The sequence below is a fragment of the Salinarimonas sp. genome (assembly GCF_040111675.1).
GTDB lineage: Bacteria > Pseudomonadota > Alphaproteobacteria > Rhizobiales > Beijerinckiaceae > Salinarimonas.
In genome coordinates this window covers 3,629,761-3,653,872 of sequence record NZ_CP157794.1, presented here as the reverse complement: position 1 = coordinate 3,653,872, position 24,112 = coordinate 3,629,761, and the positions used below count along the sequence as shown (strand labels likewise).

Annotated in this window: 28 protein-coding genes, 1 pseudogene and 1 riboswitch; of the genes and pseudogenes, 12 read left to right on the top strand and 17 right to left on the bottom strand. The window is 71.1% G+C overall.

The annotated features are described in order from the left end of the window. Positions 1–31: 31 nt before the first annotated feature. Positions 32–766 carry a GntR family transcriptional regulator gene (locus tag ABL310_RS16920; RefSeq protein WP_349368177.1) on the top strand — a complete coding sequence of 245 codons (735 nt, stop codon included), beginning with the start codon at positions 32–34 and terminating at the stop codon, positions 764–766. A gap of 21 nt (positions 767–787) precedes the next feature. Here the strand turns inward: ABL310_RS16920 and ABL310_RS16915 are convergent, their stop codons facing one another. The 4 genes from ABL310_RS16915 to ABL310_RS16900 all read right to left on the bottom strand — a co-directional run bounded on the left by ABL310_RS16915 (position 788) and on the right by ABL310_RS16900 (position 3,856). Then, positions 788–1,399: a dihydrofolate reductase family protein gene (locus ABL310_RS16915; protein ID WP_349368176.1), complete on the bottom strand. Its 612-nt coding sequence runs from the start codon at positions 1,397–1,399 to the stop codon at positions 788–790. Positions 1,400–1,596: 197 nt separating this feature from the next. Then, positions 1,597–2,115, bottom strand: a complete 519-nt coding sequence (gene ldtR, locus ABL310_RS16910; RefSeq protein WP_374730335.1) for a transcriptional regulator LdtR — start codon at positions 2,113–2,115, stop codon at positions 1,597–1,599. A gap of 197 nt (positions 2,116–2,312) precedes the next feature. Then, positions 2,313–2,783 carry a DUF6163 family protein gene (locus tag ABL310_RS16905; RefSeq protein WP_349368175.1) on the bottom strand — a complete coding sequence of 157 codons (471 nt, stop codon included), beginning with the start codon at positions 2,781–2,783 and terminating at the stop codon, positions 2,313–2,315. Then, positions 2,783–3,856 (bottom strand): enoyl-CoA hydratase/isomerase family protein, encoded by a 1,074-nt coding sequence (locus tag ABL310_RS16900; protein WP_349368174.1) that lies wholly within the window; start codon positions 3,854–3,856, stop codon positions 2,783–2,785. Before ABL310_RS16900 ends, ABL310_RS16905 begins: the two co-directional genes overlap by 1 nt. Positions 3,857–4,037: 181 nt before the next feature. Here ABL310_RS16900 and ABL310_RS16895 point away from each other — a divergent pair, with 181 nt between their 5' ends. The 7 genes from ABL310_RS16895 (at position 4,038) to ABL310_RS16865 (ending at position 8,955) form a co-directional block, all read left to right on the top strand. Beyond that, complete coding sequence (locus tag ABL310_RS16895; RefSeq protein WP_349368173.1) at positions 4,038–4,850, top strand: transketolase; 813 nt, start codon at positions 4,038–4,040, stop codon at positions 4,848–4,850. Further along, a complete protein-coding gene (locus ABL310_RS16890) occupies positions 4,843–5,787 on the top strand; it encodes a transketolase C-terminal domain-containing protein (protein WP_349368172.1) in 945 nt (314 codons plus the stop codon). Before ABL310_RS16895 ends, ABL310_RS16890 begins: the two co-directional genes overlap by 8 nt. 45 nt (positions 5,788–5,832) lie before the next feature. Further along, a complete protein-coding gene (locus ABL310_RS16885) occupies positions 5,833–6,678 on the top strand; it encodes an EamA family transporter (RefSeq protein ID WP_349368171.1) in 846 nt (281 codons plus the stop codon). Positions 6,679–6,696: 18 nt separating this feature from the next. After that, positions 6,697–6,885 carry a hypothetical protein gene (locus ABL310_RS16880; RefSeq protein ID WP_349368170.1) on the top strand — a complete coding sequence of 63 codons (189 nt, stop codon included), beginning with the start codon at positions 6,697–6,699 and terminating at the stop codon, positions 6,883–6,885. A 12-nt stretch (positions 6,886–6,897) separates the two neighbouring features. Next, positions 6,898–7,320, top strand: a complete 423-nt coding sequence (locus ABL310_RS16875) for a type II toxin-antitoxin system HicB family antitoxin (RefSeq protein ID WP_349368169.1) — start codon at positions 6,898–6,900, stop codon at positions 7,318–7,320. Positions 7,321–7,472: 152 nt separating this feature from the next. Then, complete coding sequence (gene hemB / locus ABL310_RS16870; protein WP_349368168.1) at positions 7,473–8,558, top strand: porphobilinogen synthase; 1,086 nt, start codon at positions 7,473–7,475, stop codon at positions 8,556–8,558. Between the two features lie 7 nt (positions 8,559–8,565). Next, positions 8,566–8,955 (top strand): hypothetical protein, encoded by a 390-nt coding sequence (locus ABL310_RS16865; protein WP_349368167.1) that lies wholly within the window; start codon positions 8,566–8,568, stop codon positions 8,953–8,955. Between the two features lie 4 nt (positions 8,956–8,959). On the opposite strand, the gene ABL310_RS16860 is transcribed toward ABL310_RS16865, so the two are convergent. The 12 genes from ABL310_RS16860 to ABL310_RS16805 form a co-directional block, all read right to left on the bottom strand. Further along, positions 8,960–9,358 carry a hypothetical protein gene (locus tag ABL310_RS16860; protein ID WP_349368166.1) on the bottom strand — a complete coding sequence of 133 codons (399 nt, stop codon included), beginning with the start codon at positions 9,356–9,358 and terminating at the stop codon, positions 8,960–8,962. A gap of 8 nt (positions 9,359–9,366) precedes the next feature. After that, entirely contained in the window at positions 9,367–10,653 is a 1,287-nt protein-coding gene (locus ABL310_RS16855) for a hypothetical protein (RefSeq protein WP_349368165.1), read from the bottom strand. A gap of 4 nt (positions 10,654–10,657) precedes the next feature. Further along, entirely contained in the window at positions 10,658–11,119 is a 462-nt protein-coding gene (locus ABL310_RS16850) for a hypothetical protein (protein WP_349368164.1), read from the bottom strand. A gap of 81 nt (positions 11,120–11,200) precedes the next feature. Beyond that, on the bottom strand, positions 11,201–12,283 hold the full coding sequence (locus ABL310_RS16845; protein WP_349368163.1) for a TRAP transporter substrate-binding protein: 1,083 nt from the start codon (positions 12,281–12,283) through the stop codon (positions 11,201–11,203). Next, positions 12,270–13,067 carry a bifunctional hydroxymethylpyrimidine kinase/phosphomethylpyrimidine kinase gene (gene thiD, locus ABL310_RS16840; protein ID WP_349368162.1) on the bottom strand — a complete coding sequence of 266 codons (798 nt, stop codon included), beginning with the start codon at positions 13,065–13,067 and terminating at the stop codon, positions 12,270–12,272. The genes ABL310_RS16845 and thiD overlap by 14 nt, the downstream gene beginning before the upstream one ends. Before the next feature lie 20 nt (positions 13,068–13,087). Next, positions 13,088–13,750 carry a thiamine phosphate synthase gene (thiE, locus tag ABL310_RS16835; protein WP_349368161.1) on the bottom strand — a complete coding sequence of 221 codons (663 nt, stop codon included), beginning with the start codon at positions 13,748–13,750 and terminating at the stop codon, positions 13,088–13,090. Next, positions 13,747–14,559 carry a hydroxyethylthiazole kinase gene (locus tag ABL310_RS16830; RefSeq protein ID WP_349368160.1) on the bottom strand — a complete coding sequence of 271 codons (813 nt, stop codon included), beginning with the start codon at positions 14,557–14,559 and terminating at the stop codon, positions 13,747–13,749. Before ABL310_RS16830 ends, thiE begins: the two co-directional genes overlap by 4 nt. Beyond that, positions 14,549–14,651: riboswitch (TPP riboswitch) on the bottom strand. It overlaps the preceding gene by 11 nt. A gap of 6 nt (positions 14,652–14,657) precedes the next feature. Beyond that, positions 14,658–15,161: a hypothetical protein gene (locus tag ABL310_RS16825; RefSeq protein ID WP_349368159.1), complete on the bottom strand. Its 504-nt coding sequence runs from the start codon at positions 15,159–15,161 to the stop codon at positions 14,658–14,660. After that, entirely contained in the window at positions 15,158–15,835 is a 678-nt protein-coding gene (gene rpe / locus ABL310_RS16820) for a ribulose-phosphate 3-epimerase (protein WP_349368158.1), read from the bottom strand. Before rpe ends, ABL310_RS16825 begins: the two co-directional genes overlap by 4 nt. Positions 15,836–15,919: 84 nt before the next feature. Next, positions 15,920–16,387, bottom strand: a complete 468-nt coding sequence (locus tag ABL310_RS16815) for a hypothetical protein (protein ID WP_349368157.1) — start codon at positions 16,385–16,387, stop codon at positions 15,920–15,922. 60 nt (positions 16,388–16,447) lie between these two features. After that, positions 16,448–16,921 carry a Panacea domain-containing protein gene (locus ABL310_RS16810; protein WP_349368156.1) on the bottom strand — a complete coding sequence of 158 codons (474 nt, stop codon included), beginning with the start codon at positions 16,919–16,921 and terminating at the stop codon, positions 16,448–16,450. Between the two features lie 130 nt (positions 16,922–17,051). After that, positions 17,052–18,002, bottom strand: coding sequence for a hypothetical protein (locus ABL310_RS16805; protein WP_349368155.1), 951 nt, complete (start codon positions 18,000–18,002; stop codon positions 17,052–17,054). 105 nt (positions 18,003–18,107) lie between these two features. Between ABL310_RS16805 and ABL310_RS16800 the strand changes: the two genes are divergently transcribed. The 3 genes and pseudogenes from ABL310_RS16800 to ABL310_RS16790 all read left to right on the top strand — a co-directional run. Beyond that, positions 18,108–19,346, top strand: coding sequence for an FAD-binding oxidoreductase (locus ABL310_RS16800; RefSeq protein ID WP_349368154.1), 1,239 nt, complete (start codon positions 18,108–18,110; stop codon positions 19,344–19,346). An 86-nt stretch (positions 19,347–19,432) separates the two neighbouring features. Beyond that, a complete protein-coding gene (pncB, locus tag ABL310_RS16795; RefSeq protein ID WP_349368153.1) occupies positions 19,433–20,728 on the top strand; it encodes a nicotinate phosphoribosyltransferase in 1,296 nt (431 codons plus the stop codon). 104 nt (positions 20,729–20,832) lie between these two features. Then, a pseudogene (locus tag ABL310_RS16790) lies at positions 20,833–21,597 on the top strand (CDP-alcohol phosphatidyltransferase family protein); the annotation flags it as partial. A gap of 64 nt (positions 21,598–21,661) precedes the next feature. On the opposite strand, the gene ABL310_RS16785 reads toward ABL310_RS16790, so the two are convergent. Then, the gene (locus ABL310_RS16785) at positions 21,662–22,651 is read right to left on the bottom strand and encodes a lysylphosphatidylglycerol synthase transmembrane domain-containing protein (protein WP_349368152.1); all 990 of its coding nucleotides are present in this window, start codon (positions 22,649–22,651) and stop codon (positions 21,662–21,664) included. Between the two features lie 103 nt (positions 22,652–22,754). Between ABL310_RS16785 and ABL310_RS16780 the strand changes: the two genes are divergently transcribed. Then, positions 22,755–24,086, top strand: coding sequence for an aspartate aminotransferase family protein (locus tag ABL310_RS16780; protein ID WP_349368151.1), 1,332 nt, complete (start codon positions 22,755–22,757; stop codon positions 24,084–24,086). Positions 24,087–24,112 lie beyond the last annotated feature (26 nt).

The following is a 24,112-nucleotide window of genomic DNA, read 5'->3' as shown; positions in this document are numbered from 1 at the left end:
AAGGACCAGGAGAGACGAGGATGGGGCAGCGATGATCGAGCGCGAGGCGGCGCAGGACGCGCTGGGCTATCGCCCGCTCTACCGCCGGGTCCGCGACGTCCTGGTCAAGCGCATCTCCGACGGCGTCTGGCAGGCCGGGGCCGTGATCCCGAGCGAGCCCGAGCTCGCCGCCGACCTCGGCGTCTCGCAGGGCACGGTGCGCAAGGCGCTGGACGCCATGGCCGCCGAGCGGCTGGTGGTGCGCCGGCAGGGGAGGGGGACCTACGTCGCCCGCCACGACGACGCGCGCATCCTGTTCCAGTTCTTCAAGCTCGTGCCCGACGACGGGCCGGCCAAGTTCCCGACGAGCCGGTTTCTCTCGATCGGATCCGGCCGCGCCGATGCGGCCGAGGCGGCGCGGCTCGGGCTCGCGCGCGGCGCGCGCGTGGTGCGGCTCGAGCGGCTGCGCGCGCTGGACGGCGAGGTCTGCGTGCACGAGCGCATCGTGGTGGAGAAGGCCCGCTTTCCGGACCTCGACAAGCGCGATCTGCCGAACAACCTCTACGAGATGTACGCCAACGTCTACGGCATCCCCGTCGCCCGCGCGGTGGAGCGGCTGAAGGCCATCGCCGCCCCGCCGGAGGTCGCCGCCGCGCTCGGCGTCGCGGAGGGCGCGCCGCTGCTCCAGGTCGACCGCGTGGCCGTCGGGCTCGACGGCGCGCCGGTGGAATGGCGGCTGTCGCTGTGCCGGACGGAGAAGGCGCATTACGTGTCGGATCTGCGGTGAGCCCAGCCGCCGGCCGGGAGATCAGTCCGGCTCGAAGGATCCCGTCCGCAGCGGCCCGCGCGGCTCGTACGTGCTCACGATCACGCCCGAGGGCGCGGCCTGCGTGCTCACGAGCGCGAGCTCGCAGGGATCGGCGTCGGCGGCGAACAGGCGTTTTCCCCGGCCCAGCAGGACGGGATACACGAGCAGCACGAGCAGGTCCGCGAGGCCCCGGCCGAGCAGGATCGGCGTCAGCGTCGAGCTTCCCCAGACGACGAGATCGGGCCCCGGCTTCGCCTTGGCCGCGCGGATCCCCGCGAGGACGTCCGCGCCCAGCGCCTCGACGGGCCCCCATGCCAGGCTCTCCGGCCTGTGCGTCGCGACGTATTTCGTCGCGGCGTTGAGGCTGTCCGCCATCGGGTTGCGCGCGACCTGCGGCCAGTACGCGCTCCAGATGTCGTAGGTGCGCCGCCCGAGCAGCAGGTCGAAGGGCGCGGCATGGACGTCGTCGATCGCCTGCCCGACGATCGGGTCGAAATGCGGGACGACCCAGCCGCCATGCACGAAGCCGCCGTCCACATCCTCGTCCGGCCGGCCGGGCGCCTGGATCACGCCGTCGAGCGAGACGTGCTCGATGATCTTGATCTTCCTCACCGAAGGTCCTCCCGCACGCGTCGCGGCGCGATCCGCCGCCGAGACGATAACGCGTCCATCGACGAACCGCATCGCATCGAGCCGTGCATGAAAACGCACACGGGCGGCGAGAGCCTCCCGGCCCCGCCGCCCGCGCGTTCCGTCGGGCCCCCCGGCCCCCGGTGTTCCTGTCCAGGTTTTCTCGTCCCCGTGACCCCTCAGAGCCGGTAGCGGATCTGGTCCGTCCAGAAGCGCTCGAGGCGCGTCAGCGCCGTGTTGAGGCGCGTGAAGTCCTCGTCCGAGATGCCGCCGATCGGGGCGATCGTGCGCGAGTGCTTCTCGTAGAGGGCCTGCACGATGTCGTGCACCTCCTTGCCGCGCTCGGTGAGCGAGATGCGCACCGCGCGGCGGTCGACGCGCGAGCGGGCGTGGTGGAGGTAGCCCATCTCGACGAGCTTCTTGACGTTGTAGGAGACGTTCGAGCCGAGATAGTAGCCGCGGGTGCGCAGCTCGCTCGCGGTCAGCTCCTTGTCGCCGATATTGTAGAGAAGCAGCGCCTGCACCGAGTTGACGTCGTCGCGGCCGCGGCGCTCGAACTCGTCCTTGATCACGTCGAGCAGCCGGCGGTGCAGACGCTCCACGAGGTGCAGGGCCTCGAGATAGGCGGGCTTCACGGCGCCGGCCGTCTCCTCCTGGGACACGGGCTCGACGAGGGTCTTCGCCAGAGTGTTCATCATGCGCCTCACTGTTTTTGTGTAGTGGCCGGCTTCCCGGCTCGTTCATGAGGCGAAACTAGGTTGCTCCGATAAAAACGAGTTTAAACGACAGGATGAACGACAAGTTTCCGCTTTTCGGCCAATCCCAGAAAGATACGCCGATATTCATCCTCAAAGGCTCCAGGCCTTGTGAGATCTAGGCGAGATCTCGTTAACCCTTACTCCTCTTCACCAGATGCGAGGTACGAGATCAGGAGATAGGTAACCATCAGCGCACAATAGACCGCCGCCAGCGTCAGGCTCACCGGCACGACGCCGGGGAAGAACACCGCCAGGATGAGGTGGCTCATCACGGCGAGCAGCCACAGCACGCCGCCCCAGGTGGCGGTGAGCCACAGCCCGACCGCCGCGATCAGGTCGACGATCCCGAAATAGATCACGGTGGCCTGGAAGCCGAGGGAGCGGTCCTGGAACGGCGGGACCACGTCGCCCGCACCGACGATCACGCCCCAGAACGAGAGCCCCTTGGCGATCCACAGGAGCGCCATCAGCCGCATGAACCAGGTGAGCGCGCGGTCCCAGGAGAAGCTGCGCGCGGGCGCGGGCTCGTCGAGCCGCAAAGCCGCGTCGGCGGCGAATTCCGGGGGCGGTTCGGGCGCGCGCGTGACGCGGCGGCGGAAGGGCCACATCAGACGGTGAGCTCCCGGTCGCCGAGCGGGGCGAAATAGGCCTCGACCATCTCCGGCGCGACGTCCTCCAGCCGCGCGGGCTGCCAGTGCGGGGCGTGGTCCTTGTCGATCAGCACCGCGCGCACGCCCTCGTAGAAGTCGTGCCCGTCGAGGATGCGCGAGACGATGCGGAACTCCATGCGCATCGCCTCCTCGAACGACAGGGTCGCGCCGCGGCGCATCTGCTCGAAGGCGAGCTTCTGCGAGGTCGGCGACTTGCCGCGCATCATGCCGAGGATCTCGCCCGCCGGCGCGTCGCCCTCGGTCGCCATGCGCTCGAGCGCGGCGACGATCCCCTCGACCGAGCCCTCGCCGAAGCAGGCGTCGACGGTCGCGGCCCGGGTCTCGATGGGCGCGGGGCCGGGATCGTGGCGGAAGCGGTCGAGCAGCGCGTCGACGTCCTCCCCGGCGAGGAGCCCGGCGCGGATCTCCGGCATGGCGGTGGCGCCCACCGCGTGCGTCGCGAGCCCCATGGCGAGCGCGTCCGCCTGCTTCAGGCGCGCGCCGGTGAGCGCGAGATAGAGACCGGTCTTGCCGGGCAGCCGCGGCAGCGCGTGGCTCGCGCCGACATCGGGGAAGAAGCCGATCCCGACCTCCGGCATGGCGAAGAGGTAGCGCTCGCCCGCCACCCGGTGCGAGCCGTGCAGCGACACGCCGACGCCGCCGCCCATGCAGATGCCGTCGATCAGCGCGACGTAGGGCTTCGGATAGCGCGCGATCAGCGCATTCAGCTCGTATTCCTCGCGCCAGAACGCCTCCGCCTCCGCGCGCCGCCCGGCCTTGCCGGCCTCCACCAGCTTGCGGATGTCGCCCCCCGCGCAGAACGCCTTCTCGCCCGCGCCCTCGACCACGACGCGGGTCACGGCGGGATCGTGGGCCCAGGCGTCGAGGGCGGCGCGCATGGCGCGCACGGCGTCCAGGGTGAGCGCGTTCAAGGCCTCGGGGCGGTTCAGCGTGATCAGCCCGGCGGCGCCGTCGATGCGGCAGAGGGCGTCCGGCGTGTCGGTGGGCGTGTCGGGCGACGTCTGGGTCATGGCGCTCTCCTGTGGCAGACGGGTTTAGGCGGGCGGGGGAGGGGGCGTCAATGCGGGGCGGGGCGGGCACGGCTTTCGCCTACCTGCGACCCGAAATCGCATCTTGTTTCACGGCTAACTTTTCCGTTGACTCGTGCGAAAGCTGTGGCTACGCAATCTCAAATCGCGTTGGGAGATGGCCATGGCTTCTGTCGATATCGCCAGCTTCATTCGGCGCACCGCGCTCGCGGTGGCGCATCGTGCCGATCTCGGTCATCCCGGTGGTGATCTCTCTTGCGCGGATATTCTCGCGGTCTTGTTCGCCGAAAAGTTGCGCTACGACAGCGAGGATCCCTCCTGGCCGGGCAGGGATCGCTTCATCTTGAGCAAAGGGCACGCGGCGATCGCATATTACGCGGCGCTGGCCGCCGTGGGGCTGCTCGATCCGAGTGAGCTCGACTCCTTCGGAGCCTTCCAGTCTCAGCTCAGCGGTCATCCCGCCGTCACGAAGCTGCCCCTGGTCGAGGCGAGTACCGGCCCACTCGGTCATGGCCTTTGCGTAGGCGGGGGCATCGCGCTCGCCGCATCGCTCGGCTCGACCCGCTTCGACTGCTACGTTCTCGCGGGCGACGGCGAGTTGCAGGAGGGCAGCAACTGGGAGGCCCTCATGTTCGCCGCACACCGACGCCTGGATAATCTCGTCCTGATCGTCGACCGCAACCGACTTCAGCACGGCGGACATACGGAGGACATCTGCAGCCTGGGAGACCTGCGCGCGAAGCTGGAGAGTTTTGGCTGGCTCGTCTCCGAGATCGACGGCCACGATCATCTGCAACTCCGTTCAGCACTTTCACGAGACGACCAGCGCGGGCGGCCGTATTGCATTCTCGCCAATACGGTCAAGGGGAAAGGCGTCTCCTTCATGGAGGGGCGAGCCGATTGGCATCATCGTATACCCAACAGCAGCGAACTGTCGCTCGCGATCGCCGAGATTGAGGCCGCTCAGGATGTCTAATCTCTTTGATTGTCGCGTCGCCTTCGCCGAGAAGCTTTGCGAGCGCGCGGAGCTGGACGAGCGCATAGTCGTCGTCGTGAACGACTCGGTGTCGTCCGGCAAGCTGACGGAATTCGGGAGGCGCTTCCCCGAGCGGCTCATCAATGTAGGCATCGCGGAGCAGAATATGGTTGGCGTCGCGGCGGGGCTCGCTCGTACCGGCCTGACGCCGATCGTGTCGGCCGCGTCGTGCTTCCTGACGGGGCGCGCGACCGAGCAGATCAAGGTCGACGTGGCCTACTCCCGAGCCGGGGTAAAGCTCGTCGGGATGAGCCCCGGCGTTTCCTATGGGGCGCTTGGAGCCACGCACCACTCGATCGAGGACGTGTCGTGGATGCGGGCGATCCCCGACCTGCCCATCGCCGTTCCGTCGGACGACGTGGACACGGCTGCCGCCCTGGACGCGGCGCTGTCGCTGGACGGGCCGGTCTTCATTCGGGTGCCGAGAACGCCGCTGCCACGTTTGGTCGAGCTCCGCACGCCGTTCCGCTTCGGCGCCCACCGCGTTTTGCGTGATGGCGCCGATCTCCTCCTGTGCTGCAACGGCGTGCTGACGCACATCGCTTTGATCGCCGCCGAGCGTCTCGCCTTATCTGGCATCGAGACGCGTGTGCTTGAGGTGGGCAGCGTCAGGCCGCTCGATCCGGTCGCGATCTCCCGGAATGCGCATGGCGTTCAGGGAGTCGTCACCATCGAAGAGGGCGTAACCGCTGGCGGCATGGGAAGCGCCGTCGTCTCCGCGCTCGCGCGGCAGACCGCCTGCCGGGCGCTGAGCCTGGGCATCGACGAATTCGCACCCACGGGCAGTCCCGAGCAGATCCTGCGCGCCTGCCGGCTCGACGTCGATGGCCTTCACGCCACGATCCTCGACTGGCTGTCCGCGAGGCATGCGGCGTGACGCCCGAAAACCCAGCCGCCGGGCCCATCCGAAACGTGCTCTGAAATGGATCCCCTCGTCCTCGCCGCGATCCTGTTCGCGGCCTTCCTGCACGCGGCCTGGAACGCGCTCGTCAAGGCGAACGTCGATCGCTTCACGATGATGCTGATGATCGCCGTGGTGCAGACGGCGATCGCCTGCGCGATCGTGCCGTTCGTCCCGCTGCCCGCCGCGGCGGCGTGGCCGTGGCTCCTGCTCACCGCGATCCCGCACACGACCTACAAGGTCTTCCTCGCGCGCGCCTACGACACGGGCGAGCTCGCGCGGGTCTATCCGGTCATGCGCGGGCTCACCCTCGCACTCGTCACCGGCGCGTCGGTGGGGCTGCTCGGCGAGAGCGTGCCGCCGCTGGGGCTCGTGGGCGTCGGCGTGATCGGGGCCGGCGTCGTGATCCTGTCCGGCTCGGGCGCGGGCGCTCTCGCCGGCGCCCGGGCCGCGACGCTCGCGATCACACTCGGCGCGGCGGCGAGCGCGGCGGCCTACACCGTGATCGACGGGATCGGCGTGCGCCTCGCCGGCGAGGTCGCCGCCTTCGCGGCCTGGATGTTCGTGCTCGACGGGCTCGGCATGATCCTTTTCGCCGGCGCGACCCGCGGGCGCCCGGCCTTCGCCGCGATGACGCCGCACTGGCGCGTGGGCCTGCTCGCCGGGTCGATCGCCTTCACCTGCTACTGGATCGCGCTCTGGGCGCTCGCGAACGCGCCGATCGCGCTCGTCGCGGCGCTGCGCGAGACGAGCATCCTCTTCGCCTTGGCCTTGGCGCGCCTGCGTCTCGCCGAGCGGCTCGACCGGGCGAAGCTGTCCGGCGCCGGCGCGGTGCTGGCGGGCATCGTGCTGATCCGGATCGCATGAGGGGTGGGTGGCGACCGAGTGTCGACAGAACGGAAAGAATGCACGTATAAGGCTTTCAAGGCCGACTATTCCAAGGGCAAGGGGTCTCACGCACGCGTGCGGTTCGGCGACCGGGTCACGACCGTCCAGAAGAACCTGACGCCGCTTTCGATCAAGCGCATCTTGAAGCAGCTCGATCTCGACCCTGACGCGCTCGGCGAGCAATGAACGGAGTTTACGATGCTCTTCCGCTATCCCGTGCGCATCATCCAGGAAGACGGCGAGTTCGCCGTCCATATTCGGGACCTCCCGGAGGTCGTCACGGCCGGATACACCCACGCCGAAGCCCTGGAGATGGCGGCCGACGCCATCGAGGTCGCCGTCGCCGGGCGGATCGAGGACGAGATGGATCTGCCGGCGCCCAGTGCGCCGGAGCCCGGCGAGGTTCAGGTCGCCGTTCCGCCTCAGATCGCCGCGAAGGCGGTGGTCTATTTGGCTTGGAGACGGGCGGGCATCTCGAAGTCGGAGCTCGCGCGCCTCGGGCGCAGCGAGACCGAGGCGCGCCGCATCCTCGAGCCGCGCCACGCGACCCGGCTGGACCACTTGGATGAGGCGGCCCGCGCGCTCGGCACGCAGCTCGTCGTAGGGGCGGAGCAGGCCTGACGGGCGGGCTCTCGGCCGCCCGCCCCCGCCATACGCCCCGCCTCGCATCCGTGTCCTTGCGCATGGCGCGGGAACCGGCTCATGCTAGACCTGTTCCAATCGTGTCGTCGGCCGTCATCGTCTTCCCCCGGGCCGGCGTGGAGACGTGTCGCATGTCGAGCCTCACCCCGTTCCAGCGTCCCGGGTTCAGTCCCTCTTCCCGCGCCGAGGAGGCCGGGGCTTCCGCCGCCCACGAGGTGCAAAGCCGCCTGGACCTGCGCCATCGCCCGCGGCGCAACCGCAAGGCCGACTGGTCGCGCCGGCTGGTGCGCGAGAACACGCTGACGGTGGACGACCTGATCTGGCCGCTCTTCCTCATGGAGGGGGAGGGCGTGCGCCAGGACGTGCCCTCGATGCCCGGCGTGGTGCGGCTCTCGGTCGACCAGGCCGTGGGCGAGGCGGAGCGCGCGGCCGCGCTCGGCATCCCGGCGCTGGCCTTGTTCCCCTACACCGACCCGGCGAAGCGCGACGAGCACGGATCGGAGGCGCTCAACCCGGAGAACCTCGTCTGCCGCGCGAGCCGGGCGATCAAGGCGGCCGTGCCCGATCTCGGCCTCGTCACCGACGTCGCGCTCGACCCCTACACCTCCCACGGCCACGACGGGCTTCTCGAAGGCGAGATCATCCTCAACGACGAGACGGTCGAGACGCTGGCGCGCCAGGCGGTGCTGCAGGCGCAGGCGGGCTCGGACGTGATCGCCCCCTCCGACATGATGGATGGGCGCGTCGGCGCCATCCGCGAGGCGCTCGACGCCGCGGGCTTCGCCGAGGTGCAGATCATGGCCTACGCGGCCAAGTACGCCTCCGCCTTCTACGGCCCGTTCCGCGACGCGGTGGGCACGTCGAAGACGCTGCGCGGCGACAAGCGCACCTATCAGATGGACCCGGCCAATTCCCGCGAGGCCCTGCGCGAGGTCGCCCTCGACCTCGAGGAGGGGGCGGACATGGTCATGGTCAAGCCCGGCATGCCCTATCTCGACATCTGCGCCAAGGTGAAGGACGCCTTCGGCGTGCCGACCTTCGCCTACCAGGTGTCGGGCGAGTTCGCGATGATCGAGGCGGCCGCCCGCAACGGCTGGCTCGACGGGGAGCGGGCGATGCTCGAGAGCCTGATGGCGTTCAAGCGCGCGGGCTGCGACGGGGTGCTGACCTATTTCGCGCCGCGCGTCGCCGAGATCCTGCGGAAGGACCGGGGCTGAGCCGACCTTGATCCGCACCCTCGCGATCGCCGCGCTGGCGGCGTTCTTCGTGGCGCTCGCCTCCTGCGGCGGCGCGCCGACGCGCGAACAGGCGCGACTGTGCCGCCTGACCATTCCCCCGCTCAACCCCGAAGGCGCGCGGATCGCGGTCCTGCGCGCGGTCGCGACCGACGAGAACGAGGTGCGGGTCGACTACACGGTGGAGACCGACGGGCGCTCGCGCCAGCGCTGGGTTCTGTGCCGCTTCGCCGCGATCCCGCGCTCGGCGACGACGCCGGATCTGGAGGCGCTTTTCACCGACGAGGGCGAGGTGCCCGGCGCCTCGGTCTACCTGATGGAGCGCTTCTGGCTGGATACGCCGGACGCGCTCGCCGCCGATCCCGGCGGGGCGAGCTGACGGCTCAGCCGGCCTCGAGGCCGAAACGCTCGACCACGCTCGGCTGGATGACGCCGGAGGTGATGGCGAGCAGGATCAGCTTGGTGTCGAGCGTGCCGTCCTCCTCCAGCGCCCGCTCGACGCGGCCCTCGACCCGCGCGAGCGCCGCCTCGCCGTTCGCGTGCGCGAACGGGTCCGGCCCCATGACGCAATAGGCGAGGAGCTCCGCCGCCGGCGGATAGGCGAAGGGCGGCGGCTCGCCCCCGCCCTCCTCGTCCTTCATCAGCGAGACGGCGGCGAGCTTCACCGCTTCCTTGAGCGTCATCGGATGCACGTCGCAGCGCCGCAGCGCCTCGTCGAGCCGCTTGAGGTCCTCGGAGCGCCCGAAGCGGCCGAACAGGCCGATGGAGGAGCCGCGTTTCATGGGGCGTCTCACGGAGCGAGGTCGCGCCCAGGAATCAGCACCTGGGGCGCGCGGTTGCGCAGCTGCCACTCTACGACCATTGGCGATACCTCGTAGCGGTCGGCGACGACCTGCAAGAAATCATCGTTCGCCGTTTTCCCCTCGATCATGTCGAGGATGCCCTCGATCGGGCAAAGGGCCTCCGCGGCGAATGCTCGCTGGAGCTTCTGCTGCGCCGTGGATGCGGAGGTAACGGCAATGATACCGTCCGCCGTTCGGCGGGCGAGGTGGCCGCCGACGAGGCACATGAGTTCGAAGCGCCGCGAACGGGGATGGCGCTTGGCGAGCGAGACCCGGATCTCGTCCGCCATCGGGTCGGCGCGGAATGCGAGTCCCACGGGCGTGCCAGTCGAGTCCTGGGGCTGCGCCGCCGTCTCGGCGACGAGGGGATCGAGGCCGAGCCCTGCCTCCGATCGGAAAGCCTCCGCGATGGCGTAGCCGCGCTCCCACGGCCGATTGGCATGGTTGCCGCGGACCCGCAATGAGCGCGGGCTCGGGGTCGGCATTGAGAACGCGCTCGTCGCCGCGCGCTCGAGGGCGTCGCCGATGCCGGCGCTGGCGTGCTTCAACCCGGCTGCGAACTCGTCAGCCACATGGCGGCCCCAGGCATTTCCAACGGCGATCAGCTCCTTCAGCAGCGCCGGTGGGATGTCGTCCGGATCGTACCCGGCGAGCGCCTCCAGGCGGCGGTGCTGCGTGGCGTCGGAGTCCGTGCGCTCCTCGCGAATCTCCTCCCAGAGCGCCGCGAGCCCGTCCTGCCCATGCCCGATGTCGCGCAGGCGGGCCACCGTCATGTCCACGATGTCGTCGACTGCGCGCTCGAAGGTTTCTGCGGCGACCGCCGCGTCCACCCCATGAAGATAGGCGATCGGCTCGAACGCGCCCCCGAAGGTTGGGCGCGCGTGGACGCCGACGATTTCACCGTCGCTGGCGAAGGCGATGTGCGGCCATACGTAGCCCCCTCCGATCGCCGAGATCTCGTGGCTCATCCGCCAGCCGAGATCGTCGGTCGGCGGCTCCCACCGCAGCCGCCACCAGTTGGAGGCGAGCCAGCTCGCCAGCCGGTAGGCGGAGAGCCTCGTCGTCGGGCGAACCGTCTGAGAAAAGGTGTCGTGCGCCATCAGAAGATCGAGGTCGTCCAGCGCGATGCCGATCTCTGCGACGCAATCACGCTCGCTCGCTTCCTCCGGGCCCGACGGAAGCCAAGCGAGATCGAAGCGCAACGATGCGAGCCGGCCGGAAAAATCGAACGCCATCGGCTCACGTCTCGGACGTGCGCGGAGCCGCGGGTTTGCGCTCACGCCAAAGTCTCAGGATCTCCAGCCGGAACGGATCATGCTCCGGCATCGGATAGCCGTGGTAGGTGCCGGCGTCCGGATTCTCCAGTTGCGCTTCCATCGGGAGCCCCGCCTCCGTCACGGCCCAGATCATCGCCGGAAACGTCCCGCCTGCGCCGGGTGTCGCGCTGATCATGCCACGAAGTGCGCCCGACCTCAAAAGTGCGAGGGCTTCGGCACGCCTCACTATGTTTGCGCCGTCGCACAGGGTCTTTCCCCGGCGCGGCTGCGCGGGCGGATCGAGGCCGAAATCGCCAGGATTTCGCTTGTGCTGAGGATTACCGCCATAAGCGATCCGATCCGCCAGGAGCCGCAGCTCTTCAGCTTCTGGCGGCGTTTCGATGACCTTTCGGTTCGGCGAAAATTTGTTTCTTCGCTGCCTCATCGTTCGACGTCGTCGCGATGGTTGCCAATCGCCGCGAGCTTAGCCCGGAATTGCGGATTGACGCCAGCACCACCGATGTCCTCACACCCGCGCCAGCGCCCGCGCCATGTCCGCCTCGAGCCGCGACCAGGGCGCCATGCGCGCCTGCGCCGCGCGGTAGCTCTCGACGATGCGCGCGGCGAGGTCGGAGGTCTCGGCGAGGGCGTCGATCTCGGCGCGGGCGGCCTCTTCCGCCGCGGCGATCACCTCGGCCGGGAAGCCCTCGAGCCGCACGTCCGCCTCGGACAGCATCGCCCGCAGCGCGACCGCGTTGCGGGAATGCGCGTCGGCGAGCGCGAGCGCGTGCTCGGCCTCGGCCGCCTCCGCCACAACCCGGCGCAGGTCCTCCGGCAGGGCAGCGAGGGCCTCGGAATTGACCAGGAGCTCGCTCGCGCCGTTGGGCTTGTTGAAGCCCGGCGCGTAGTAGAGCGGCGCGACCTGGTGGAGGCCAAGCTCGTAGTCCGTGGCAGGGGCCAGGAACTCCACCGCGTCGACCGTGCCGCGCTCGAGTGCCGTGTAGGTCTCGCCCGCCGGGATCGTCACCGGCGTCGCGCCGAGGCGCTCGTAGACCTTGGCGCCGAGCCCGGCGACCCGCACCCGCAGGCCGGCGATGTCGGAGAGGCTCTCGATCGGCGTGCGGAAGAAGCCGCCCATGCACGGGCCGGTATTGCCGGCGAGGAACGGCTTGACGCCGACCTCGCCGTAGAGTTCGTCCCACAGCGCCTGGCCGCCGTCGAGGGAGAGCCAGGCCTGGTGCTCGATGGGGCCGAGCCCGAAGGGTACGGTGGTGAAGAAGGCGGCGGCCGGGATGCGGCCCTGCCAGTAGAGCGCCGCGGTGTGGCCGGCCTCCACCGTGCCGTTCGAGACGGCGTCGAGGACGGAGAAGGCGGGGACGATCTCGCCGGCCGCGAAGAGCTGCACGACGAGCCGGCCGCCGGCCATGGCGTTGATGCGGTCGACGATGCGCTGGGCGGTGACGCCGGGGCCCGCCTGGCCGCGCGGCCAGGAGGTGACGAGCCGCCAGCGGATCGGCGCGTCCTGCGCGCGGACGATCGCCGGCGCGGCCAGCGCGCCGCCGGCGACGCCGAGGAGGGCGCGGCGGCTGAGGGCGTTACCAGAAGGCATGGAAATGATGCACGGGCCCGTGCCCGCTCCCGATCTCGAGGGTGTCGGCCGCGGCGAGGGCGGCGGAGAGGTAGGCCTTGGCTTCGCGGACGGCGTCGGCGAGCGAGGCGCCTTTCGCCAGCTCCGCGGCGATGGCGGAGGACAGCGTGCAGCCGGTGCCGTGGGTGTTGCGGGTCGCGACCCGCGCGGCGGAGAGGCGGGTGACGCCGTGCTCCTCGACCAGGAGATCGACGCTCTCCGGCCCCGACGCGTGCCCGCCCTTGATCAGCACCGCCTTCGGCCCGAGGGCGAGGATGCGCTCGCCCTGGGCGCGCATGGCGTCCTCGTTCTCCGCGACGCCCTCGTCGAGAAGCGCCGCGGCCTCGGGGAGGTTGGGCGTGACGACGACGGCCCGGGGCAGGAGCACGGTCCGCAGCGTGTCGATGGCGTCGTCGGAGAGGAGCTTGTCGCCCGAGGCGGCGACCATCACCGGGTCGAGCACGACCTTGGTCATCCCGTGCCGGGCGACGCCGGCGGCGACGGCCTCGATCACGGCGGGCTTGGACAGCATGCCGATCTTCACCGCGCCGACCTTCAGGTCGGAGAGGACGCTGTCGATCTGCGCGGCGACGAAATCCGGCGGGACGTCGTGGATGCCCTGGACGCCCTTGGTGTTCTGGGCGGTGAGCGCGGTGATCACGCTCGCGCCGTAGACGCCGCGGGCGGAGAAGGTCTTGAGATCGGCCTGGATGCCGGCCCCGCCGCCCGAATCCGAGCCGGCGATGGTGAGCGCGATGGCGGTCATGCGGTCTCCTCGCGTGGTTGTCAGGCGCCGCGGGCGGCCAGCGCCTCGTCGACGAGGCGGCGCAGGCGTCCGGCGGCGGCGGTGGGGTCGTCGGCGCCGAAGATCGCGGAGATCACCGCGATCCCGTCCGCGCCCGCGCCGATCGTCGAGCGGGCGTTCGCCTCGTCGATGCCGGCGATGGCGCCGAGCGGCATGCCCGGTGCGGCGGCGCGGCCCGCGGCGGCGACCTCGGCGAGGCCGGAAAGCCCGATCGGCGGGTCGGGATTGTCCTTCGAGGTCGTGGCGAAGACGCCGCCGATGCAGCCGTAGTCGACGGGCACGTCGGCGAGCGCGCGGGCATGGGCGGGGGTCTTCAGGGTCCAGCCGATGATGGCATCGGGACCGAGCAGGCGGCGCGCGTCGCGCGGGTCCATGTCGGACTGGCCGAGATGGACGCCGTCGGCCTGCGCCGCCAGCGCGACGTCGACGCGGTCGTTGACGAGGAGCGGCACGCCGGTGCCGGCGAGCGTCGTCCTCAGCGCGCGGGCGAGGTCGACGAGCGTGCGGGTGTCGGCCTGCTTCTCGCGCAGCTGGACCAGCGTCGCCCCGCCGGCGACCGCACGGCCGATGAGATCGACGAGGTCGCGCCCGCGGGCGTCGGGAAGGCCGATGATGGCGTAGAGTCGCAGATCGACCTGGTTCACGAGACCCTCGCATGGCTGACGAGATCCGCCTCGCAGAGCGCGTCGAGCGCGTCGAGATAGGCGGCGGGGAAGGAGCCGGGCCCGACGGCGCGGGCGCCGGCGATTTCGCCGGCGACGCCGAGCACGAGGAGCGCGGCGGCGGCGGCGGTGACGCGGTCGGGCTCGAGCGCGGCGAAGGCGGCGACGAGGGCCGATCCGGCACAGCCCATGGCGGTGACGCGCGCCATCAGCGGATGGCCGTTGCCGATGCGCAGGGACCGAACGCCGTCGGTGACGACGTCGGTCGCGCCGGTCAGCGCCACGACGAGGCCGTCGGCGCGGGCGAGGGCGGCGGCGGTCTCGGGCGTCGGCGCGCGGCCGCCGAGCGCTTCGAGCTCGCCCGGGTTGAGGCGCACGATGGCGGGCCCCTGCGCCAGCAGCTCGCGGGCGACGGCGAGGCGCGGCGGGGACGCCTCGACGAAGACCGGGTCGAGCACCAGAGGGCGCCCCGCCTCCCGCGCGGCGGCGACCGCGACGGGTATGCCGGCGCGCCGCTCGGCGTCGAGCGTGCCGAGATTGACGAGGACGGCGTCGGCGCGCCGCGCGAAGTGCCCCGCTTCCTCGGCGGCGATCGTCAGGGAGGGGATCGCGCCGGCGGCGAGCAGCAGGTTCGCCGTGAAGGCCTGCGCGGCCGCGTTGGTGAGCGCGTGCACGCGCGGGCGGCGGGCGCGGGTCTCGGCGAGGAGACGCGCGGCGTCGGCCGCGAGCGCGGCGGTGCGATGATCGAGGATACGCGAGGAAAGCGCGCCAGTGGGCGCCGTGTCGTCCATGTCTCGTTCCCTCCGCCGGCACGACCCGGATCAGGTTCGATGGGTTGGCGCGGATCGCCTCTCAGCCCGTGCGGGCACCCCGTGAGACCAGTGACCGGCTACGTAACGCGCGCCTCGGGCTTCCGCAAGGGGGCGCGCGGCGTCCGTGCGAGGACGAGGGCGGCGGCGAGCGCCGTCGCGAGGAGGGGCCAGGGCAGGAGATAGGGGCGGGCGGTGACCGCGAAGGCGCCGGCGGCGTCGATGGTCAGCCCGAGGAGGCCGTGGACCAGGAAGCCGACGAGCCCCTCCTGCTCCAGCGTCCCGCGCAGGAGGTCGAGATTGCGGTAGAGAGCGAAGACGCCGAAGGTCGCGGCGAGGACGAGCGCGGTCCCGCCGACGGCCGCGAGCGCGGTGCGCGGCAGGGGGCGCGTCACGCGCAGCCGGCGCAGGAGGAGCGCGCCCGCCGCGCCGCCGAGAAGGCCGCCCGCGGCGAACAGCGCGATCACGAGCGTGGTGCGCGGGGAGAAGGCCTCCCCGCGCTCGAGGATGCGCAGGGCGGCGATCGAGCCGCAGGCGAGGGCGAGGAGGAGGCCCCGCGCGAGCGCCGCGGCGAGCGCGCTCACCCGCGCGCCGCCTCCGCGGCGGCGCGGATCGCCGAGATGTTGGCGGCGTAGGCGCCCGGACCGCCCTTGAACGCGGCGGAGCCGGCGACGAGCACGTTCGCGCCCGCCTGCGCCACGAGGGGCGCGGTCTGCGGCGTCACGCCGCCATCGACCTCGATCTCGATCGGCCGGTCGCCGACCATCTGCTTGATCCGCCGCACCTTCTCGACGACGGGGGCGATGAAGGCCTGCCCGCCGAAGCCGGGGTTCACGGTCATGGCGAGGATGAGGTCGACGTCGTCGAGGAGGGGCGCCACCGCTTCCGCCGGCGTGCCGGGATTGAGCGCGACGCCCGCCTTCCTGCCGAGCCCGCGGATCGCCTGCAGCGAGCGATGCACGTGCGGCCCCGCCTCGACATGGACCGTGATCACGTCCGCGCCGGCCTCGGCGAAGGCGGCGAGATAGGGGTCGGCGGGGGCGATCATCAGGTGGACGTCGAACACCTTCGCGGTGGCCGGCCGGATCGCCTTCACCACGACGGGGCCGAAGGTGAGGTTCGGCACGAAGTGCCCGTCCATCACGTCGATGTGGATCCAGTCGCCCCCAGCCTCGGCGACGGCCGACACCTCGGCGCGCAGGGCGCCGAAATCGGCGGAGAGGATGGAGGGGGCGATGCGGAGGGGGAGCGTGCTCATGCGCGCGGCGCTAGCACGCGGGCGGGGCGGGCGCAACGGCGTAACCGCTCCGAGGCGCCGCGACGCTGCACAGCGCGTTCCAGTTCACTCGCCGGCAAGAAGGCTGGCGAGTTCTGCTCGATCCGAGATGCGGCGGATCGTGCCGCGAAACCGGTCCGCCACTCGCAAGCCATCCGACAGCCTGGCGACGGCCAACACGTGCCCCCGAGCGTCCGTGTCGCGCCACCCGCTCACGGTCCTGCGCTTGCGGCAGCCGCATTCGAGCAGCTCGACAGGTTCGGCAGGTCTGCACCAGTAGAGGCGGCCGCGCGCGATCGTGACGAACGTCGTACTCTCGTCGCTCTCGTAGAAGATCCTGATCTGGTTGGCGTAGCGGGTCCCCGTCGCCTTGTTGCGCCGCTGTGTCCAGAAGGCGGCGACCTCGCTCCACGCGCCGGATACGCAGAGTTCGTGCGGCGTGCATTGATAGCCAAGGAGAAGAGAGCCGTCGCGCAGGCATTTCCTTTCCCAGATGCGTCGCTCTCCTAGCCGGATGTAGTAGGCGCCTTCCATACGATGCGCTCGCAAACTCAAATCGCTGCGTTCTGGCTGCTTCGATCGAGGTACACGCGGCTAAGCGGCACTTCGACGCCACTCGTCGGCGTGGACGGCTCGGTTGCGGGCTTCGGCGGCGATGTCGCGCTGGGTGATTCCAATCTCTCGGACCCCCGGCTCATAGCGCGCCGCCCATGCTCCCTTGTCCCAGTGCGAGACCTCGATCAGCTCACCCGGCTCCACGGACCCGAACTGCTCCCAGGTCGCGCGCAGGCTGATCTCGGACGGCGAGCCCGCGCGGATCCGGCGCGCGTCGCGGAAGACGTCGCGGACCGGGTTCGCGCCGAACATCCTCAGCCGGCGGTAGAGGGCCGGGACGACGGGACCGTAATCCCAGGCCTGGAACGCGGTCTCGACGAGCGGTGCGCCATCGTTGCGGAAGGCGTGCTCGACCTGGGCGAGGTAGAGCAGCTTCTGGAGCTCCAGGTTCGACAGGCTCCAGCCGCTCTTCTCGCACAGGTATTTCGCAGCCGAATCCAGCCGGACGCCCATGACGATGTTCCCCGATGATCAGGCGAGGCGCGCGTACGTCGTCTCGTGAACGCTTCTACACCGGACGCGCGCGCCAGGCAATCCTCATTCCGTACGCTCGGAGAAAAACACCTCTCGGTAGGAGCTGCGCCTACCCCCCCACCCCCACCAACCGCCGCGCGATCGGCTTCACGATCTGCGGCATCATGTAGATCGGGAACTGGGCCAGCGCGAAGAACAGGAAGGTCACGTCCGGGGTCTGGGCGCCCAGCGCGGCGACGAGGAGGCCGATGTTGCGCTGGCCGGTGGCGTAGCCGAGCACGAAGCGGTCGCCGGCGGGGACGGCGCGCAGCGCCAGCATCGTCAGGCCGAAGCCGATGGCGGAGAGGGCGAAGACGCCCGCCAGAATGCCGGCGACGAGGCCCGGCGTCGCGATCATGGCGGCGAGCACGCCGTCCATCGCGGCGATGGCGAAGAGGGCGTAGAACACCACCGCCAGCCCGTCGAAGCTCGCCTTGTTGCGCTGGATGCGCGCCCGCCCGAGCGTCGCGCGCAGCGCGATCGCGGCGAGGATCGCCCCGCCGATCAGCCAGGCGAGGCGCTCGACGAGGATGCCGACGTCGAGCGGCACGGCGGCGCCGGCGACGAACTCGACGAGGGGCGGGGCGATCAGCGGCGCGAGCGTGGTCGTCGTGAGCACGACCGCGATCAGCAGGGTGGGGGGCAGGTTCAGCATCATCGCCACCGCCGGCGAGGACAGGATCGGCGGCGAGGCGGCGTAGAGCGCGAGGCCCAGCGCGAGGCCGGGCCCCAGCGCGTCGCGCCCGACGATCGCGAAGATCGCCAGCACGACGAGCGGCGGCGCGATCAGCAGCCAGCCGCCGGCGAACAGGATCGGCGCCGGCCGGCGCACGAGGGCGCGCAGCGCGTCCAGGTCCACCCGCGCGAAGGTCATCGCCAGGAAGGCGAAGATCGTGACCGCCAGCAGCGGGCGCGCCGCGGCGGCGAATTGCGGCAGCGCGAGCCCGACGAAGATCGAGATGGCGAAGCCCTGCGTGCCGTGACGCCCGATGAAGGCCAGGAGGTCGAGGACGGGACGCACGGGGGCTCCTTCGCGAGGCGGTTTCGCGCGTCCGGGCATGGCGGCGCGCGCGCTTTTGCCTTAACCCGGTCCGGCGGACAAGAACACTGGCGAGGTTGCGACGCCATGCGTGCGGATGTGGTGGTGCTGGGTGCGGGTATCGTCGGCGTCTCGATCGCGCTGCACCTGCAGGCGCGCGGCCGGTCGGTCGCGCTCGTCGACCGCCGCGACGCCGGCGAGGAGACGAGCTACGGCAACGCCGGGCTGATCGAGCGCGCCTCGATCGTGCCCTACGCCTTCCCGCGCGACCCGGCGAAGCTGATCCGCTACGGGCTCAACCGCTCCACCGAGGCGCATTACCACCTCGCCTACCTGCCGCAGATCGCCCCCTGGCTCGCCCGCTACTGGCGCAGCTCCTCGAAGCGCGGCCTCGCCGAGGCGACCCGCGCGATGCTACCCTTGATCGAGCTGTGCGTCACAGAGCACGAGATGCTGATCAAGGAGGCGGGCCTCGCGCCGCTGCTCCGCAAGACCGGCTGGATCAAGGGCTTCCGCTCGCAGCGCACCTTCGACAAGGCCATCGTCGAGGCGCGCGCGACGCAGCCCTTCGGCATCCGCTACGACGTGCTCGACCAGGCCGAGGTGCACGCCCGCGAGCCGCATCTCTCCGACGTGATCATCGGCGGCATCCACTGGCTCGACCCGGCGACGGTGCCCGATCCCGGGGCGGTGGCGAAGGGCTACGCGCGGCTCTTCGTCCAGCGCGGCGGGCGCTTCGTCCACGGCGACGCGCGGACGTTCGCCGTGGAGCGCGGCGGCTTCTCGGTCGCGACCGAGGGCGGGCGGCTCGAGGCGGCGGAGGCGGTGGTGGCGCTCGGGCCGTGGTCGGACGACGTCTACGAGCCGCTGGGCTATGCCATCCCCATGGCGGTGAAGCGCGGCTACCACATGCACTACAAGCCCTCGGGCAACGCCGTGCTCAACCACCCGGTCTTCGACACCGACGCCGGCTTCGTGCTCGCGCCGATGACCCAGGGCGTGCGGATGACGACCGGGGCCGAGTTCGCCGCCCGCGACGCGCCGCCCACACCGGTCCAGGTGGACCGCGCCGAGCCGCTGGCGCGGGCGATCTTCCCGCTCGGCGAGCGGGCGGAGGAGCGCCCCTGGCTCGGCGCGCGGCCCTGCCTGCCGGACATGCGCCCGGTCATCGGCCCGGCGCCGAAGCATCCCGGCCTCTGGTTCGCCTTCGGCCACAACCACCACGGCTTCACGCTGGGCCCCGTCACCGGCCGGCTGCTCGCCGAGCTGATGACGGGGGAAGTGCCGTGCGCGGATCCCTACTGGTTCCGGGCGGACCGGTTCTGAGCCGGCGAAGCCGCGCCCTTTCGCCGCGCCGCCGCTTCGCTTAAGGTCGACGGTCTTGGTCCGCGCGTCCCGGAGCCTTTTCGCGCATGGTCGACATCGCCACCCGCGTCTACAACCACACCTGGAAGATCGACCCGATCGTCCGGTCGGTGCTCGACACCGACTTCTACAAGCTCCTGATGGCGCAGACGATCTGGCGTCGGCACCGCGACGTGCGCGTGACCTTCGGCATCCAGAACCGCACCACCTCCGTGCGCATCGCCGACCTCGTCGACGAGGGCGAGCTGCGCGAGCAGCTGGACCACGTGCGCTCGCTCTCGCTCACCCGCGGCGAGTCCACCTGGCTGCGCGGCAACACCTTCTACGGCGTCAGGCAGATGTTCTCGCCGGACTTCATCGCCTGGCTCGAGAGCTTCCGCTTTCCCGACTACCACCTCGAGAAGCAGGACGGGCAATACGTCCTCACCTTCGAGGGGCCGTGGGTCGAGACCACGATGTGGGAGATCCCGGCGCTCGCGATCCTCAACGAGCTGCGCTCGAAGGGGGTGACGCGCTCCATGGGCAAGTTCGAGCTGCAGGTGCTCTACGCCCGGGCGATGACGCGGGTCTGGGAGAAGATCCAGGCCCTGAAGCAGCTGCCGAACCTCTCGGTGGCCGATTTCGGCACGCGGCGGCGCCACGGCTTCCTCTGGCAGGACTGGTGCGTCCAGGCGATGACCGAGGGGCTCGGGCCCTCCTTCTCCGGCACGTCCAACTGCCTGATCGCGCTGCGCCGCGAGGTCGAGGCGGTGGGCACGAACGCGCACGAATTGCCGATGGTCTACACCGCGCTCGCCGGCGACGACGAGGCGGCGATGGCGCGTGCGCCCTACGAGGTGCTCTCCGACTGGATGCAGGATTACGGCGGCAACCTGCGCATCATCCTGCCCGACACCTACGGCACGACCCAGTTCCTCGCGAACGCGCCGGACTGGGTGGCGTCCTGGACCGGCATCCGCATCGATTCGAAGGAGCCGATCGAGGGCGGCGAGGAGGCGATCCGCTGGTGGGAGGCGCGGGGCCAGAACCCGAAGGAGAAGCTCGCCATCTTCTCCGACGGGCTCGACGTCGAGCCGATCATCCGCATCCACCGGCGCTTCAACGGGCGCATGCGGCTCGGCTTCGGCTGGGGAACGCTGCTCACGAACGACTTCCGCGGACTCGTCGCGGGCGACGCCCTCGACCCGATCTCCATCGTCTGCAAGGTCGTCTCGGTGGACGGCCGCCCGGCGGTGAAGCTCTCCGACAATCCGACCAAGGCGATCGGCCCCTACGAGGAGGTGGAGCGCTACCGCCGGGTGTTCCACACGGAGACGCAGACGGCGCAGCCGGTGCTCGTCTGAGGTTTGCGCTCGGCGACGACGGGCCGCTTCCGGGAGAGCCGCCGCGCAGCGGCGCGCCGCGCGGCGGAGCGCCGCAGTTTCGCCTTGAACCAGGCGCGACATCGATGCGTAGACGCCTCATGATGCGTCGCTCCAGGGAGCCCCGATACGTGACGAGCGTCCTGACCAGGCCGGACCGCGACGTGCGCGCCACCGAGCCGGAGCCGTCTTCCGCGACCGGGCACGCGACGCCGCGCACCGCCCCCGCCTTGGCGCTCGGGGCCGCCTTCCTGATCGCGCTCGCCGTGGCCTGCGCGGCGATCGCGGACCTGTCCCCCCTCACCGTCGCGGTGGCGGGCGTGCTCTACGCCGCCATCGCCGCCGTGATCCTCTCCCGGATCGGCGCCTACCACCCCCACGAGCGCTTCGGGCCGGCGAACGGCATCACGCTGGCGCGCGCCGCGATCAATTGCGTGCTCGCCGGCGCCCTGGTCGATCTCGAGCGCATCGCCTCGCCCGATGCGCCGATCGGCCTCGTCTTCGTGGCGCTCGCCCTGCTCTCGCTCGCGCTCGACGGGTTCGACGGCTATTTCGCGCGCCGGTACCGGGTCGTGTCGCGCTTCGGCGCGCGCTTCGACATGGAGGTGGACGGGCTTCTCCTGGCGCTCCTCGCGCTCGCGGCCTATCGGCTCGACAAGGCCGGCGCCTGGGTGCTGCTGATCGGGGGCACCTACTACCTCTTCCTCGTCGCGCGCCGCGCGCTGCCCTGGCTCGACCGCCCGCTCGCCCCCTCGTTTCGCCGCAAGGCGGTCTGCGTCGTCCAGGGCGCGAGCCTGATCGTCCTGATGCTGCCGAGCGTCGTCCCGCCGCTGAGCCAGGCGGTCGCCGCCGGTGCGCTCGCGGCGCTCGTCTATTCCTTCGGAGTCGACATTGCGGCTTTGTGGCGCGCGCGGCTCAGCGGCGACGCCGCAACCCCAGCAGAACGAGGCCCGGCAGGCTCCCGGCCAGGCTCGTCAGGCCGTACAGGATCGCAATGGCGAGGCCGAGGGACGCGTCGACGCCGGCCAGCGGAAACAGAGCCGCCGCCGCGCCCTCGCGAACGCCCCAGCCGCCGATCGAGACGGGGATGAGCATCGCCGCAAGTACGAGCGGCGCGATGGTGAGCCACGCGAGCGGCGACAGGCCGACGCCGAGGGCGGCGCCGGCGAGCATGAAGACCGCGATGTAGCTCGCCACGATCGCGAGCGAGAGGGCCAGCTGCGGCGCCCAGACACCGCGCTCCCAGAAGACGCGCGCGATGTCGGGCCCGAGATCCGCGAGCGCGGCGCGCAGCGCCTTCGGGCCGAGACGCGCCGCCGCCGCGATGCCTGCGCCGAAGAGCCCGATCGCCACCACCGGCGCGGCGACGACGGTCTCGACCTCCTCCGGCAGGGTGCGCGCGAACAGGACGGGCGCGAGCACGACCCCGAACGCCGCGACAGCGAAGAACACGATCTGACCTGCGGCCCGCTCCAGGATCACGGAGCGCAGAACCGGCCGCCAGCGCGGGGCGCCGGCCTCGTCGCGGTCGCGGTTGCGCGCGGCGCGCAGCGCATCGCCCGCGACGCCCCCGGGCAGGACCTGGTTCAGGAAGGTCGCGACGTAGTACTCGCGCACCGCCGTGCCGAGCGTCAGCGGGACGGACAGCCGCTTCGCGGCGATGCGCCAGCGCACGCCCGACAACGCGATCTGCACCTGCACGAGGAGGACCCCGAGCACGAGCGGGCCCGCCTCCGCGCGCCCGAGCGCGGCGAGGGTCTCGCGCCCGTCGACGACGCGGAACACGAGCGCCAGCAGCAGCGTCAACACGACGAGGCGCAGGGCGATGCGGACCCGGACGTCGGCGATGAGGCGCCGCAGGCGTCCGCCGTCCCGCGCTTTCGCCGCGAGGGCGGGGTCGCTCATTCCGGGATCTTCCGCGATTGAATGAAATGTTTCACTGTGGTACTCGCTTGAACCAATCCGATCGACGGCGCCCCCGCCGTCCGACGGCGACGGACAGACCGCGATGACCCACGTCCTCCACCGCTCCCTCGCTCATACCTATCCCGTCGCGGCCTCCGGCCAAGGGGTCACGATCCGCGACGAGGCGGGGCGCGACTACATCGACGCGAGCGGCGGCGCGGCCGTCTCCTGCCTCGGCCACGGCCATCCCGAGGTCGGGGCGGCGATGAAGGAGCAGATCGACAGGCTCTCCTACGCCCATACCAGCTTCTTCACGACCCAGGTGGCCGAGGAGCTCGCCGATCACCTGATCGCGCACGCGCCGGCGGGGCTGTCGCACGCCTACTTCGTCTCCGGCGGATCGGAGGCGGTCGAGGCCGCGTTGAAGATGGCGCGGCAGTACTTCGTCGAGATCGGCCAGCCGGAACGCCGTCACTTCATCGCGCGCCGGCAGTCCTACCACGGCAACACGCTGGGCGCGCTGGCGGTCGGCGGCAACGAATGGCGCCGGGCGCAGTTCGCGCCGCTGCTGGTCGAGACGCATCACGTCTCGCCGGCCTACGCCTATCGCGGGCTGTGGGCAGGCGAGACGCTCGAGGCCTACGGCGCGCGCCTCGCGGACGAGCTCGAGGAGACGATCCGGCGGCTGGGCCCCGAGACCGTGATCGGCTTCGTCGCCGAGACGGTGGGCGGGGCGACCTCCGGGGCGATCACTCCGCCGCCGGGCTATTTCGAGCGCGTGCGGGCCGTCTGCGACCGCTACGGCGTGCTGCTCGTCCTCGACGAGGTGATGTGCGGCATGGGCCGCACCGGCACGCTCCACGCCGTCGAGCAGGAGGGGATCGTCCCCGACCTGATGACCATCGCCAAGGGCATGGGCGGCGGCTACGCGCCGATCGGCGCGACGCTCGTCTCCGAGAAGATCGTGCGCGCCTTCTCCGCGGGCTCGGGCCTGTTCCAGCACGGGCACACCTATCTCGGCCACGCGGTGGCCTGCGCGGCGGCGCTGACGGTGCAGCGGATCATCCAGCGCGACGGGCTCCTGGCGAACGTACGCGACATGGGCGGCCACTTGATGCGGCGTCTGGAGGAGCGCTTCGGGCAGCACGCCCATGTCGGCGACATCCGCGGGCGCGGGCTATTCCAGGCGATCGAGCTCGTCCAGGACCGCGCCACCAAGGAGCCCTTCGATCCGGCGCTGAAGCTCCACGCCCGCATCAAGCGCGAGGCCATGGCGCGCGGGCTGATGGTCTACCCGATGGGCGGCACCATCGACGGCCGCCGCGGCGACCACGTCCTGCTCGCCCCGCCCTACATCGTCACGCCGCGGGACGTCGACGCCATCGTCGAGCGGCTGGGCGATGCGGTCGAGGCTGCGTTGTCTGGACGACCTTGACACGCGTTCTCGGATAGGTTTTCCTC

Bases quoted from the DNA above. Each gene is read 5' to 3' on its own strand.
- ABL310_RS16920 (WP_349368177.1), top strand. From the start codon at position 32: ATGATCGAGCGCGAGGCGGCGCAGGACGCGCTGGGCTATCGCCCGCTC.
- ldtR (WP_374730335.1), bottom strand. From the start codon at position 2,115: ATGATGAACACTCTGGCGAAGACCCTCGTCGAGCCCGTGTCCCAGGAG.
- ABL310_RS16905 (WP_349368175.1), bottom strand. From the start codon at position 2,783: ATGTGGCCCTTCCGCCGCCGCGTCACGCGCGCGCCCGAACCGCCCCCG.
- ABL310_RS16900 (WP_349368174.1), bottom strand. From the start codon at position 3,856: ATGACCCAGACGTCGCCCGACACGCCCACCGACACGCCGGACGCCCTC.
- ABL310_RS16895 (WP_349368173.1), top strand. From the start codon at position 4,038: ATGGCTTCTGTCGATATCGCCAGCTTCATTCGGCGCACCGCGCTCGCG.
- ABL310_RS16890 (WP_349368172.1), top strand. From the start codon at position 4,843: ATGTCTAATCTCTTTGATTGTCGCGTCGCCTTCGCCGAGAAGCTTTGC.
- ABL310_RS16885 (WP_349368171.1), top strand. From the start codon at position 5,833: ATGGATCCCCTCGTCCTCGCCGCGATCCTGTTCGCGGCCTTCCTGCAC.
- ABL310_RS16875 (WP_349368169.1), top strand. From the start codon at position 6,898: ATGCTCTTCCGCTATCCCGTGCGCATCATCCAGGAAGACGGCGAGTTC.
- hemB (WP_349368168.1), top strand. From the start codon at position 7,473: ATGTCGAGCCTCACCCCGTTCCAGCGTCCCGGGTTCAGTCCCTCTTCC.
- ABL310_RS16860 (WP_349368166.1), bottom strand. From the start codon at position 9,358: ATGAAACGCGGCTCCTCCATCGGCCTGTTCGGCCGCTTCGGGCGCTCC.
- ABL310_RS16855 (WP_349368165.1), bottom strand. From the start codon at position 10,653: ATGGCGTTCGATTTTTCCGGCCGGCTCGCATCGTTGCGCTTCGATCTC.
- ABL310_RS16850 (WP_349368164.1), bottom strand. From the start codon at position 11,119: ATGAGGCAGCGAAGAAACAAATTTTCGCCGAACCGAAAGGTCATCGAA.
- ABL310_RS16845 (WP_349368163.1), bottom strand. From the start codon at position 12,283: ATGCCTTCTGGTAACGCCCTCAGCCGCCGCGCCCTCCTCGGCGTCGCC.
- thiD (WP_349368162.1), bottom strand. From the start codon at position 13,067: ATGACCGCCATCGCGCTCACCATCGCCGGCTCGGATTCGGGCGGCGGG.
- ABL310_RS16830 (WP_349368160.1), bottom strand. From the start codon at position 14,559: ATGGACGACACGGCGCCCACTGGCGCGCTTTCCTCGCGTATCCTCGAT.
- rpe (WP_349368158.1), bottom strand. From the start codon at position 15,835: ATGAGCACGCTCCCCCTCCGCATCGCCCCCTCCATCCTCTCCGCCGAT.
- ABL310_RS16815 (WP_349368157.1), bottom strand. From the start codon at position 16,387: ATGGAAGGCGCCTACTACATCCGGCTAGGAGAGCGACGCATCTGGGAA.
- ABL310_RS16810 (WP_349368156.1), bottom strand. From the start codon at position 16,921: ATGGGCGTCCGGCTGGATTCGGCTGCGAAATACCTGTGCGAGAAGAGC.
- ABL310_RS16800 (WP_349368154.1), top strand. From the start codon at position 18,108: ATGCGTGCGGATGTGGTGGTGCTGGGTGCGGGTATCGTCGGCGTCTCG.
- pncB (WP_349368153.1), top strand. From the start codon at position 19,433: ATGGTCGACATCGCCACCCGCGTCTACAACCACACCTGGAAGATCGAC.
- ABL310_RS16785 (WP_349368152.1), bottom strand. From the start codon at position 22,651: ATGAGCGACCCCGCCCTCGCGGCGAAAGCGCGGGACGGCGGACGCCTG.
- ABL310_RS16780 (WP_349368151.1), top strand. From the start codon at position 22,755: ATGACCCACGTCCTCCACCGCTCCCTCGCTCATACCTATCCCGTCGCG.